The sequence below is a fragment of the Alteromonas sp. KUL150 genome (assembly GCF_009811475.1).
Classification (GTDB): domain Bacteria; phylum Pseudomonadota; class Gammaproteobacteria; order Enterobacterales; family Alteromonadaceae; genus Alteromonas; species Alteromonas gracilis.
This window is the reverse complement of sequence record NZ_BLIJ01000033.1, coordinates 114,243-126,965: the sequence shown is the minus strand read 5'-3', so window position 1 is coordinate 126,965 and position 12,723 is coordinate 114,243. Positions and strand designations below refer to the sequence as shown.

At 43.7% G+C, this 12,723-nt stretch carries 10 protein-coding genes; 3 read left to right on the top strand and 7 right to left on the bottom strand.

The annotated features are described in order from the left end of the window. Window positions 1-179 precede the first annotated feature (179 nt). Window positions 180-629, top strand: coding sequence for a hypothetical protein (locus GVO62_RS07710; protein WP_159118452.1), 450 nt, complete (start codon window positions 180-182; stop codon window positions 627-629). A 107-nt stretch (window positions 630-736) separates the two neighbouring features. Here the strand turns inward: GVO62_RS07710 and GVO62_RS07705 are convergent, their stop codons facing one another. From GVO62_RS07705 to GVO62_RS07680, 6 genes are all read right to left on the bottom strand, one after another. Beyond that, a complete protein-coding gene (locus tag GVO62_RS07705; RefSeq protein ID WP_159118451.1) occupies window positions 737-2,215 on the bottom strand; it encodes a TolC family protein in 1,479 nt (492 codons plus the stop codon). Beyond that, window positions 2,205-5,390: an efflux RND transporter permease subunit gene (locus GVO62_RS07700; protein WP_159118450.1), complete on the bottom strand. Its 3,186-nt coding sequence runs from the start codon at window positions 5,388-5,390 to the stop codon at window positions 2,205-2,207. Before GVO62_RS07700 ends, GVO62_RS07705 begins: the two co-directional genes overlap by 11 nt. 9 nt (window positions 5,391-5,399) lie before the next feature. After that, the gene (locus GVO62_RS07695; RefSeq protein ID WP_159118449.1) at window positions 5,400-6,485 is read right to left on the bottom strand and encodes an efflux RND transporter periplasmic adaptor subunit; all 1,086 of its coding nucleotides are present in this window, start codon (window positions 6,483-6,485) and stop codon (window positions 5,400-5,402) included. Between the two features lie 195 nt (window positions 6,486-6,680). Beyond that, a complete protein-coding gene (locus tag GVO62_RS07690; RefSeq protein WP_236547099.1) occupies window positions 6,681-6,995 on the bottom strand; it encodes a hypothetical protein in 315 nt (104 codons plus the stop codon). A 197-nt stretch (window positions 6,996-7,192) separates the two neighbouring features. Next, window positions 7,193-8,632: a sensor histidine kinase gene (locus tag GVO62_RS07685; RefSeq protein WP_159118448.1), complete on the bottom strand. Its 1,440-nt coding sequence runs from the start codon at window positions 8,630-8,632 to the stop codon at window positions 7,193-7,195. Next, the gene (locus tag GVO62_RS07680; protein WP_159118447.1) at window positions 8,616-9,305 is read right to left on the bottom strand and encodes a response regulator transcription factor; all 690 of its coding nucleotides are present in this window, start codon (window positions 9,303-9,305) and stop codon (window positions 8,616-8,618) included. Before GVO62_RS07680 ends, GVO62_RS07685 begins: the two co-directional genes overlap by 17 nt. A gap of 293 nt (window positions 9,306-9,598) precedes the next feature. Here GVO62_RS07680 and GVO62_RS07675 point away from each other — a divergent pair, with 293 nt between their 5' ends. Together GVO62_RS07675 and GVO62_RS07670 are read left to right on the top strand one after the other, a co-directional pair. Beyond that, on the top strand, window positions 9,599-11,206 hold the full coding sequence (locus tag GVO62_RS07675) for a phosphoethanolamine transferase (protein ID WP_159118446.1): 1,608 nt from the start codon (window positions 9,599-9,601) through the stop codon (window positions 11,204-11,206). Next, a complete protein-coding gene (locus GVO62_RS07670) occupies window positions 11,194-11,613 on the top strand; it encodes a diacylglycerol kinase (protein WP_159118445.1) in 420 nt (139 codons plus the stop codon). Before GVO62_RS07675 ends, GVO62_RS07670 begins: the two co-directional genes overlap by 13 nt. 200 nt (window positions 11,614-11,813) lie before the next feature. Here the strand turns inward: GVO62_RS07670 and GVO62_RS07665 are convergent, their stop codons facing one another. After that, complete coding sequence (locus tag GVO62_RS07665) at window positions 11,814-12,713, bottom strand: fructose bisphosphate aldolase (protein WP_159118444.1); 900 nt, start codon at window positions 12,711-12,713, stop codon at window positions 11,814-11,816. Between the last annotated feature and the right edge of the window lie 10 nt (window positions 12,714-12,723).

Genomic DNA, 12,723 nt, shown 5'->3' with positions numbered 1-12,723 from the left:
GTAGTGATGCATTTATCGTCTCCATATTACTGAATATATTCAGCCAATAAAGATTAAACGTTGAGCGACATCGCTAGGCGATTAAGCGCAGTACACAGGGGCGTTGGCTTTGGCCGAATGGTTAGTAGCGTGATAGCGATAAAATGATAACTTCTATACAAGGCGTAAAAGGAGTGCCCATGAATAATTCACACGGCGAGTTTGAATGTAGCGTAAGCGGTCAGTTGCTGCTCTTCTCAGCGCGCGGACCGTGGAATGACGAAACCATGAGAAATGGCGTAATTAAGATGTCTTCTGACATTTCAAAATTCGAAAAGGGCACTAAATGGGCACAAGTAAGCTGCCTTTACGGTGAAAGCCTGATGCCCCCTTCCACCTTTGATATTTTTGTAAAACAAACTCGTGTAAGAAAAACCCGCGGCCTGTCGTTTCTTGCCGTGGTGATATTAGATACCGACATTATGCTCACAACTAAGCATCAGATTTCTCAGTGCTACGACGCTGCCGAGGTTCCTTATGGCTTTTACGAAACGGTAGAAGATGCTTTGGAAGCGATGACGAATAATGGCTATGATTTTGATAGTGACGAAGCTGAGCGCTTTTTTTCACGCTTTAACTTTACGCGTTAACATTTAACACCGCATGCGTTCTGCTTTTGTCACACGTTGAGTCTGAAATTCACCGGCAGCTTTTGATAAAGGCAAAAAAAAGGAGAGCTAACGCTCTCCTAGTTATTTTAAGACTGCCATCCGCCTCCGAGTGCCTGATACAAATCGACCAGTGCGGCCATTTGCTGCTGACGAGTTTCTATAAACTCGCTACGCGCTTCCAGTGCCTCTCGCTGTGCAAGCAGCACCTCTAAATATTCACCATGAGCTGACGAAAAAAGCCTATTGGCAATATCAATCGACTGTTCGAGTGAAGCAATTTGATGACGCCTTGCTTCAGCACTTTTCTCCAAATTATCGAGCTTCGACAAACTGTTTGTTACTTCAGCTACCGCCGTTAAAACGGTCAGTTCATATTCGTAAGCCGCTTCAATTTGTTCGGCGCTGGCATTTTGATAAACCGCCTCAATCGCCCTGCGGTTTATTAATGGCGCAAAAACATCACCAGATAATGAATATGCCAATGACTCAGGCACATTAAACAAGTAGCGACTATCAAACGCCGATAAACCTAACCCTGCTTTTAGCTCAAAAGATGGGTAGAAGTTGGCTTTAGCCACTTCGATATTTAACTCTGCCGCCTGGAGCATGAGTGCTGCTTGTTTTATATCCGGGCGATTGTCTAATAGCGCAGAGGGTACACCTACCTGCGGGTTGATGATTTTAGCATCAAGTAACACGTTACTATCCCTTTGAATGGGCTGTGGAGTGCGTCCTAATAACAGATTGAGCGTGTTCTCTTTCTCTAGGATTTCCTGCTCAATCAAGTAACGCTCGCTCTCGTTTTTCTTCACTTCCGCGTTAAAGCGCGCAACGGGTAGCGATGACGCCCGCCCGTATTCTTTCAACGCATTAATAGTGTGAATAACATTACGCTGTAGCGAAATGGTTGAGTCGAGGTTCTCTAGCTTGTTATCTAGTGCCAGCAGTTCATAGTAAGTACGCGCAACTTCAGATACTAACTGGGTAACGAAAAAGTTCTTACTTTCAACCGACGCCAAATATTCAAGCGAGGCCACTTTAGACGCATCTCTCAGCTTATGCCAAACGTCAATTTCCCACGACGCATTAAGGCCTAGCTTTAGGTTTGCCAGCGGGTCAGGAAATTCTTTATCCTCCTTGATATTTAACTGCTCTTCTACTGCGCCTTCCCGGGTATATTCGCCAACCTTTTCGGTTTCAGCGGCTCCCCCCGCAGAGAGTCGAGGCAAATATTCCCCTTCTCGTGCATACACTTCATTCGACGCCATATTAATGCGTTGAATTAATATAGACACCTCCTGGTTGTTCTTAACCGCCGTTTCCACCAGCGAAGAAAGCGTAGGGTCGTTAAACCACTCACTCCATTGAATATTTGCTTGTGTACTCTGGTTAATCCCTTGACCAGCCTGAGTATCCACTTGCGAAACTTTCGCGTTAAACTGCTCTGGCAAATCCAGGTTAGGGTTTCGCGTTTCAATGGTAGGAATAGCACATGCCTGTACTAACAACGCACTACTAAGCGCTAACCACAGCGGCTTATAGGTAAATCGCTTTTTATTTGTCATCGCTTAGCACCTCATCGTTATAGTGGTAAGTTTCAGTAAGAGGGACATGATCTTCGTTTTTGATTAATGACTTACCTTCTTCAAGTTTGGCGAACAAGTAGTAAAGCCCAGGAATAACCAGCACACCAAAAATAGTGCCGAACAAAGTACCGCCTAAGGCAGAAGCACCGATAGTTCTATTTCCCACTGCGCCTGCCCCCGTTGCAATAACAAGCGGAATTAGCCCTGCTACAAACGAGAACGATGTCATTAGGATTGGACGAAAGCGCTGTTTGGCCGCTTCAACTGCCGCGTCGGCAATTGACAAGCCCTGCTGATTTTTTTGCACTGCGTATTCCACTATCAATACGGCGTTTTTACCAAGTAACCCAACCAGCATAACCAAACCAAGCTGAGCATAAACGTCATTGGCCAGCCCCATACCTTTTAAAAACAGGAATGAGCCAAGAATACCAGTAGGTAGCGAAAGAATAACCGCGAAAGGTAGAAGCAGACTCTCGTACTGTGATGCCAGTACGATATATACAAACAACAATACTACGGCAAAGATAACGATAGCTTCATTGCCTCGTTTAGCTTCGTCAAATGACAGGCCTTCCCAACCTATGTCATATCCTTTTGGCAAGGTGGCAGCCGCTACTTCCTCAACTGCTTTTATCGCTTGCGCCGAGGTATACCCTGCTGCAGGCTCTGCACGAATTGCTGCCGAGGTATAAAGGTTGTAGCGTGTAATTTCATTAGGGCCTTGGGTTTTGATCAGCTTCATAAAAGCAGAGTAAGGCACCATTTCACCCTCTTCGTTTTTCACGTAGTAATCCAATAAATCGCTGGGATAACGACGATATTCCGGTGCACTTTGTGTGTACACTTTGAAGAAGTTATTAAAACGCGTGAAACCTTGCTCGTAAGTACTACCAATAAGAATATTCAAATTCTCCATGGCGGCGCCAATAGATACCCCTTTCTGCATTGCAGCTTGGTTATCTATCTCAATTTTGTATTGAGGATAATCGGCAGCATAAAAAGTAAACAAACCTTTTAGCTCATCGCGTTTGCCTAGTTCTTCCATGAAGGCTTTGTTGATTTGGTCGAACTCTTGATAGTCGGTTGTGTTGGTTTTATCGAGTAAACGGAATGATAACCCCGACGACGCGCCATAACCCGGCACAACAGGTGGTTCGAAGTATTCAATTACTGCACCTAAGTGGTGTGTTTTGGCTTCTAGTTCTTCAATAATTTCACGTACCGACTGTTCGCGATTAGCCCAATCTTCAAGGTTAATCAAGCAGGTACCTGCATTTGAGCCTCGTCCTTCCGTGAGGATTTCGTAGCCAGCAAGCGAGGACACCGAGGAGACGCCTTCAACGTCCAGCGCCAAGCTTTGCAGCTCTCGCGCTACTGTATTCGTCGCTTCAAGGGTACTGCCTGGCGGTGTTTGAATAATGGCATAGATTTGCCCTTGGTCTTCACCGGGAATAAAGCCTGTAGGTAATGCCTGATTAACGCCAAAGGTACTTACCACAAAGCCCGCAAGCAGCACTATAGTAACACTGCGGCGCGTAACGATAGCTTTGACAATGCCTGTATAACGACCGGTTAACTTGTTGAAATAATAATTAAACCCGTCGATAAACTTGCTTAATGGCGTTGCCTTTCTTGTGTGTGAATGGGGGTTTTTAAGCAACATTGCACACAGCACTGGCGTTAATGAAAGCGCCACAATACACGAGATGATAATTGACGATGACATGGTAATAGAGAACTGGCGATAGAAGACACCTACCGGGCCCGTCATAAAAATAAGGGGCACAAAAACCGCCGTCATCACAAGTGTAATCGCGATAATAGCTCCCCCCATTTCACCCAGTACTTGTTGGGTCGCCATATAAGGGGTTAGGCTGCTGCTTTCTTCCATTTTCGCGTGAACGGCCTCCACGATAACAATAGCGTTATCCACCACAATCCCTATCGCTAATACGAGAGCGAACAGAGTAATAAGATTTATGTTCACCCCTGTGGCCTGCATGCAGAAAAACGTCCCAACCAGTGAAACCGGCACAGCAAGAAGCGGGATAAGTGTGGAGCGCCAGTCACCCAGAAAGATGAACACCACCAAGGAAACCAAAATAAAGGCTTCAAACAAGGTATGCAGCACTTGTTCAATAGAGGCATCTAGAAACTTGGAAACATCGTAGTTGATTTCGTACTTCATGCCTTCTGGAAACGTTTTTTCTAGTTCAGCCATAGTGGCTTTCACCTGAGAAATAACCTCGTTGGCACTACTTCCGTAGTTCTGCTTAAGTACTATGGCAGCGGAAGGATATCCGTCTTTGTTTGAATAGATATCGAAGAATTCACTGCTTAACTCAACATCGGCGATGTCACCTAATTTGAGCAAGCGACCGTCGGAATCGGCGCGAATAATGATATTTTTATATTCTTCAGGCTCGTCGTAACGTCCTTCGTAAATAAGCACGTATTCTTTGGACTGAGCAGTAATGCCTGAGCTTCTGCCAAGTCGTCCAGGGCGTCCAATCAAGCTTTGCTCGTCTATCGATTCCATGATCTCATCTACAGAAACATTGTAAGCACGCATGCGATCGGGCTTCAGCCAAATTCGCATGGCGTACTGGCGGCTTCCCAATATTTTTGCACTGGCAATACCGTTTACCCGCTGTATCTCTGGGATAAGGTTGATATTGGAATAGTTGTACAGAAACTTTTCATCAGCCGTTTCGTCCGTGCTATAAACGTTTATGTACATCAACATGCTAGGCTGAACCCGCTCTAGTACCACCCCTTCTAACTGCACGAGCTGGGGCAGCCGGTTCATGATCTGGTCAAGCCGCGTTTTCACATTAATTAACGCCTGATTCGGATCCACATCTAAATCGAAGATAACTTGAATAGTGGCTTCACCCGCACTGGTCGCATCAGACACGATGTACTTCATGCCCGGCACACCGTTGATTGAACGCTCAATGGTAACCAGCGATGACTTCACCAATACATCAGCGCTCGAACCGGGATATGCCAGAGAAATAAGCACTCGCGGCGGAGCAATATCTGGAAACTGTGACGTGGGCAGGCTAAACACCGACAACACGCCCAAAAATATAATCATCAGCGATAGCATGATGGCCATCACTGGACGTTTAATAAAAACTCCAAACATAGCTCCCCCTTATTCTGCGTGCAGTGACAGTTCAGCTAATGTGTCGCTGGCTGAAATAAGTTCCGGCTCTATCTCATCGCCGTTCGAAACTCTTCGCAGTCCTTCAATCAAAATAGTGTCGTCCGGCGCTAGTCCGTCTGAAACCAGATAGATGTTAGGGAGTTCTGCAGCGATGTTAATGTGGCGGGTTGCTAACTTGTTCTCGCTATCCAGCACATACACAAAGCTTTGATCGAGAATTTCGAATGTGGCTTTCTGAGGAATAACTAAAGCATCCGGATAGGCAATATCCACCATGACATTACCGGTCTGCCCATGTCTTAGCAGTTGGTCAGGATTAGGGAAAGACGCACGCATTTCGATGGTACCAGTGTGATTATCAAAATCGGCTTCAATAGCATCTATCACGCCTTGATGCGCGTAAATACTGCCATCGGCAAGCTTTAATCGCACTGAAGTTTGCTCATTTGATGCGCTGTTCTGCGCGTACTTTAAATACTCTGATTCAGGCACATTGAAATACACCCACATTGTGCTGATATCAGACAATGTGGTGAGCAGTTCACCCTCATCAAGCAGACTTCCCGTTCGAGCTTCCAGTCGGTCCATTTTGCCAGTGAACGGTGCTTTAACGTCAGTAAACGCTAGATGAGTCTTTGCCAGTTCAACTTCAGCCTGAGCTTTTTGAAGCTGTGCTTCAATAACGGCGAGTTCGTTAGGAGAAACAATGTTTTGTTCAACAAGCGACTTTGTATTTTTGTACTCCATCTCGACCGCTTTAGCCTCGGCTTCAGCGCGGTGTAGTTCAGCTTCATATACGTTCGGCATTATTTTGAACATGGGCTGACCACGTTCTACCGTTTGTCCCTCATCAACAAAGGTCGATTGAAGATAGCCTTTTTCCATAGCTCTAACTTCAATATGTTGAATGGCACGTATCTGACTGACGTACTCTTTTACCAGCGTTGTGTCTTGTACGATAGGATGAGTAACGTTGAATTGAAGTTTTTCGTGATGTGCAACATGTTCTTCATGTCCACAACCACCTAAAAGTGCGGAAACAATGCTTACTGCAAGAAGTGCTTTTTTGCTCATAATGTAAATTCGTAATAAAAAGGCTAATCGTGACATGCCTTATAAAAAGACAGCATGCCACTAGCGCGCTTTCAGCAAATAGGTTCACCGCTGATAATTAAGCACGCAAAAACATCCAGCAAAGCGCTGGCGCGTTGTTAGGAATATCGAATTAACGTGTTTTTTAGGTAGCCAATAACCGCTAAACCTAAAAAACTAAGCAATAGGCGGCGCTCGGGTTAACGGCGTTGCGTAGTTAAGGGATGTTTTGAAAAGCCCACGCGGACGTGGTTTTGCGGTATCCGTGAAGGAGTCCGTAAGGTAATCCAGCACAACATTTTGTGGCGGGACGGGCTCTTCCGGCGCACTTTCCTCAGTATCAAATTCAAATGAATATTCTGAGATAGAAGCATCAAAATGATGCTTAAACGTGATCGGCTTGTAATCCTGTTTAAGTCCAGATAAGCAAGTAAACAACAACGCAATTAATGCGTATATGGTGTACTGCTTCATGTACTGATGATTATTCACCGATGATTATTCCAGAAATTCAATTATATAAGGAAAATTGCGGCGTTATGCTACACAGGCGATTACGCTTTTACAAGAAACATTCTTGCTAGTAAACGCAGGCAATAAGCGATTGCACGTATTTGTTAAAAACAAACTTAGAGCTCCAGAGCGTGGCAGTGTACGTCATATCGTTTTACAGCAAGCAATAACGCATTTTAACAGCATGTATTATTAAGAGACCTTTTGAAAATCACAGAAAAAGAGATGTGGTTATGGTCCAACTTATCTACCGATACGTCTGCCCCAATCGCACTGCACAATGCACTTACTATTGAAAGCCCTAGACCAAAGTTGTCTTCCGATGTACGTGATGCATCCTTTTGCCACAAGGGTTCGAACATATGTCTTAGATCACTTTCATCCATTTCAGTATGCGTTATATTTGTCACTTCTATTTGGCCCCGTCCTGATTGCGTTTTGCCTATATACACGCTTATCGGCTCACAATGCTTTCCATGCTCAATAGCATTGTCTAACAAGTTGCTAAATATAGACTCCACCGCAATTCGGTTAGAGTGAATAACCACGTCGCTCCTTTCTTTCGCAACCACATTAATATTATCTACCGCTTTGCTTGCAACAACTTGAGCAACGAGCTCTTCAATATTAATAAGGTCGTTTAATTGAGTCTGCTTGACACTGTGCTTTTGAATTAACATCAAACCTGAAATGATGTTTTTCATTCGCACACCAATGCGAAGAATCTGCGGTTTAAAATCTTTTTCGAGTCGCTCCTCTCCCGGAAACTTCATCGCAACTTCCGCCAGGTTGATAAGTTCAGAAACCGGCGTTTTAAGTTCGTGAGCAATGTCAGAGGTAAGTCTTTTCTCTCTAAGGTATAGGGCGTAGTTATCGTTTATAAAATGGTTCAAGCTGCTGACGATTGGCTCTAGTTCTGAAACGTTTGTAGAGAATGCTTCGTGCTTATCTGTGGCAGTAAACCTTAGAGTTCTTATATTGTTGTTTAATGCATCAAGTGGTGCCAACGCGTAAGACACCGTGTTGCGCACGACGAATCTTACCATTAACGGAATTACAATAAGCGCCACTAAAAATGCGATATCGATAAACCAAAGAGTAAAATTCAACAGTTCAGTGGAGGTTGCGTATGCGATAACCATGGCGTCGCGCTGCTCTTCGCCTCGTACATTATAGAATGCTTCGCGGCCTTCAGAGTCAATTTGAGGCACGTATTTGGTGTGAATAATACGCCCGGAACGACCATCTGGCAGCGTAATGTCGTTAATCACCGCCTCGTTTAAACTTAAGTTTTCAAACGGCAGCTCGTCAACAGTGTACAGTGCAAGGGATTCCGACTTTTCGAAAACCTGCCCTTTGTACCACAATTGAAAGTATTCTGGAGAAGAAGCACCCTCGAACTCTGGGAAATACTCGCCAGCGAACTCAAACTCAACGCCGTCTAAATTCTCATTAACTAAGCTCTGAAGCATGCCAACTTTGGCTTTTAAACCTTGATTAAACTCTCTTTGAACCCAGGTATCTACTCCGATATCTGCGGCGAGTAAAACGACAATTACTAGCAACGAAATAGTGATTGAAAGGCGTCGTGTTAAGGTTTTACGTATTGACTTCATCGCCGTCCAACACGACGTAGCCAAAGCCCCGCTTGCTTTTAATGGGGAGTGTAGCGCCACACGCCCTTACTTTTTTTCGCGCTGAAGAGAGATGCGCTTCAATTGCATTTTTTGAGATATGATCATAACTACCGGAAATAAATTCACTTAACTTTTCTGATGTGACGACCTTGCCTTTGTTGAGGAACATGCACTCTATTATTCGGTATTCATTCGGCGTTAAACCAATAATTTGGTCCCCTAATAAAAAAGACTTGGCCTGAATATCCAATATCAACCCATTAATGGTAATTTGATCGTTGATACAGTTTGTCACGCCCCGTCTCATCAAACTGAGAAGTCGCGCTGACAACTCTTCAAATGAAAAAGGCTTAGAGAGGTAATCATCGGCGCCTGCTAGTAAACCTTCTACTCTTTCTGCTGGTTCGGCTCGCGCAGACAAAATAAGTACTTTAGTCTCCATTCGTCTCTTTCTTAGCGCTTTTAAAATAGCCATTCCATCAAGCTCTGGCAGCATGCGGTCTAATACAATAATGTCGTAGCTACCAAGAAGCGCCATACTCAAACCATCGGGCCCTGTGGCAGCTAAATCAACTGAATGGCCAAGTTTTTCTAGACCTAAGCTCAGGCTATTTCTCAAAGACAATGAATCTTCTACAAGGAGTATTCTCATGTTTCATTGGTCGATTTTTATTCCTCGCTAAGGTTATGATCTCAATCTTAAGATAAACTGAAGGCGAGAATAATATTGAATTAATTAACGATAGAAAGTGACGGCTTAGGAAGCTTTTTGTGCAACTGCACGCCGTTTCTCTATGTATAACAAATAGTTGCAATGGGAAACCATCTGGAATTGTTGGTTCTAGATAAAAATTCCCATTAACGCTAATCCCAAAGTTTTGCTTAAGCTTTATTTAAGTTTTGAAAGTTACCTTGTGCTGCAAGTAGTACACAAGAGAACTGACTTTGAAATTTCCACGTTCGTTAAATTTAAATCCTTCATTAGCCAATTTTGTTTTTATAGCATCAGTCTCAATAACGCTGGTATTCAACTTCCCTTTTATTTCAAATGTCTATCATGCTGTGCTACCAACCACAGTAAGCCAGTGGATATTTCTTCTGTCCGTTCCATTGTTGCTTACCTTTTTCAATATCATCGCCCTTAGCCTATTAGGCGCCATTCTCTTGCCAAGATTGACAGTGGCAGTGACGCTGTTAGTCAGTTCACTTCTTTTATACGGTACGGTCGCTTACGGCGTGATATTTGATAAGAGTATGATTCAAAATGTGATGGAGACCAATTCTGGTGAAGCATTTGCCTATCTAAACTCAACGCTTTTACTCTTTTTCTTCTTGTTAGGATTGGTGCCCGTTGTTGCCGTCTTTAATCAGGAAATTAATGGAAAATTAGTTGCTAGAGTTAAGCACTTACTTAAGCTCAACGTATTAGCAGTGGTAGGAATAATCATTATTGCTGCCGGCCTTTATAAAGACTATGCTGCGGTGGGTAGAAATAACAAAGATTTAGCCAAATATATTATCCCGTATGCATTTTACGATTCTGGCTACAAATATCTCAGAGACACCTACCTTTATCCGCCACTTCCTTACAAGGTACTGGACAAGACACCTTCTATAATAAATAGAAATAACGCTTTGCCTTCTACGACTGTACTGGTTGTTGGAGAAACAGCAAGGGCAGACAAGTTTGCCAGTAATGGCTATAGCAGAAACACCACGCCCTTTATGAACGACATAGGCGCGGTAAGTTTCAACGACGTGACCTCATGCGGGACCGCTACTGCGGTGTCAGTACCCTGTATGTTTTCTCGACTTTCAAGGCAAAGCTATGATGTTCGCATTGCGGAAAGTCAGGATAATGTGCTTGATATCATACACCGAGCTGGCGCTGACGTGACATGGATAGACAATAATAGTAGCTGCAAGGGGGTGTGCAAACGAATTGAAACTATTGCATTTGACCCGTCCCGAGACCCTAGTTTATGTGACGGTGATTTTTGCTATGACGTTTTGCTAAACGCGCTTTTGAAGGACGTTTTATCAATACCTGCGGAAAGTAATAGAGTTATTGTTCTTCATATGATTGGCTCTCATGGCCCCACTTATTTTCGGAGGTATCCCACTGAATTTGCGAAGTTTTCTCCTGAATGCCCTAGAAGTGACATTCAAAATTGTGAGTCACAAGCGCTTCTCAATACCTATGACAACACTATTGCATACACTGACTTTGTACTTGGTGAGATTGTTAGAACATTAAGAAATGTGCCAAACGCTTCTATGCTATATCTATCCGATCACGGTGAATCCTTAGGTGAAAAAGGACTCTATCTGCATGGATTTCCTTATCAAATTGCACCGCAAGAACAAACTCATATTCCTATGCTTTTTTGGGCGTCGAAATTCGAAGATTCAGACTACCGAAATTGTATTAAAAACTTAGCCAACCATCCTTACTCTCAAGACAACTTATTTGACACGTTACTTGGTTTATCAAGTGTCAAGAGTATTACATACCAACCCACTATGGATATCTTTAAACAATGCGAAGCCTAAATGAATCAAACCGTGTGGTAAGTACCACCGCGCACTTCGACCCAACCAACAAGCCAAAAGGTTTGCTTCGAGTATTTAAGGCTCTAAAGAATTCACTTCGAGCATTTAGTTGGCTTACTAAGAACGAAGCTGCATTTAAACAGGAGCTAAGCCTAACTGTTTTGGCATTCGTGGTACTTGCGTTTTGGTCAATCCCTTTACTTGAACGGGCAATTTTAATGTTTTCCATTTTTTTCATTTTATTTGCCGAAATAATCAATACGGCCATTGAAGTTACCGTCGATAGAATAGGCACAGAATTTCATGCACTATCAGGGCTGGCAAAAGACCTAGCATCGGCAGGGGTTTTTCTATCAATCGTTATTGCCTGCATGTTGTGGGCGGGCGTATTTTATAGCCACATATAGAGTTGTTACTTAAGGCACTAATCCCGTAGAGATTCGCCTTTTTTAGGAATTGCTAAGACGAGCTTATTAGGTTAAGGATAAAGGTAATGGCGAGCTATAAGGTGTAGTTACCAAGATAAAGGTGTCACCCTAAGTAAACGGAACTCATAACTAAAAGAGCGCCATTAGGCGCTCTTTACAATCAATTTAAAAAGAGAGAATTAAACTTTAGACGCTTGGTAGATACCTTCAATTGCAGTATCTAGCGTTGCTTCAAACTCTTCTTGAGACTGCTGAGCAGATACGCCTTCAGTTAATGCGCGAGAGAAACTCGCAATCATGCCTTGGTTTTCTGCCAGTTTCGCGTTTGCTTCTTCGCGGCTATAGCCACCAGATAGCGCTACCACTTTAAGTACGCGAGGATGGTCAACAAGCTCTTTGTAGAAATTAGCTTCTGTTGGCAGCGTTAGCTTAAGCATGACTTCCTGACCTTCGCTAAGAAGGTTAAGCTGAGTTAAAATCTCTAACTTAAGTAGCGCTTCGGCTTCGGCTTTCTGCGGGCTGTGAATATCCACTTCTGGCTCAATGATTGGAACAAGGCCCGCTGCTAAAATTTGCTTACCCACTTCAAATTGCTGAGCGACTACGTCTTTAATACCTTGGTGATTGGCAAGCTTAACAACACTGCGCATCTTAGTGCCAAACACGTCTTGCGCTACTGCTTTAGCGAGTAATGCATCAAGACCAGGCATGGGCTTCATTACCTGCACGCCGTTACTTTCTTCTGCCAACCCTTTATCAACCTTTAAGAAAGGAATAACACGCTTTTCCTGCCATAAAAAGTGAGCAGTAGGCATGCCTTCAATTTCTCTATCAAGGGTGTTTTCAAATAAGATTGCGCCAAGAACGCGCTCGCCGCTAAAAGGGGTGCTGGTGATAATGCGCGTACGCATTTCATGAACAAGGTTGAACATCTCTTCATCTGAGCTATATTCAGATTCTTCGATGCCGTATAAGCGTAACGCTTTCGGGGTACTACCGCCGCTTTGATCTAACGCTGCAATAAAACCGGTTTGTGTTTTCAGTTTATCCAGCATTGCCTGCTGAGCTTGTGATGCCATTGCAACACTC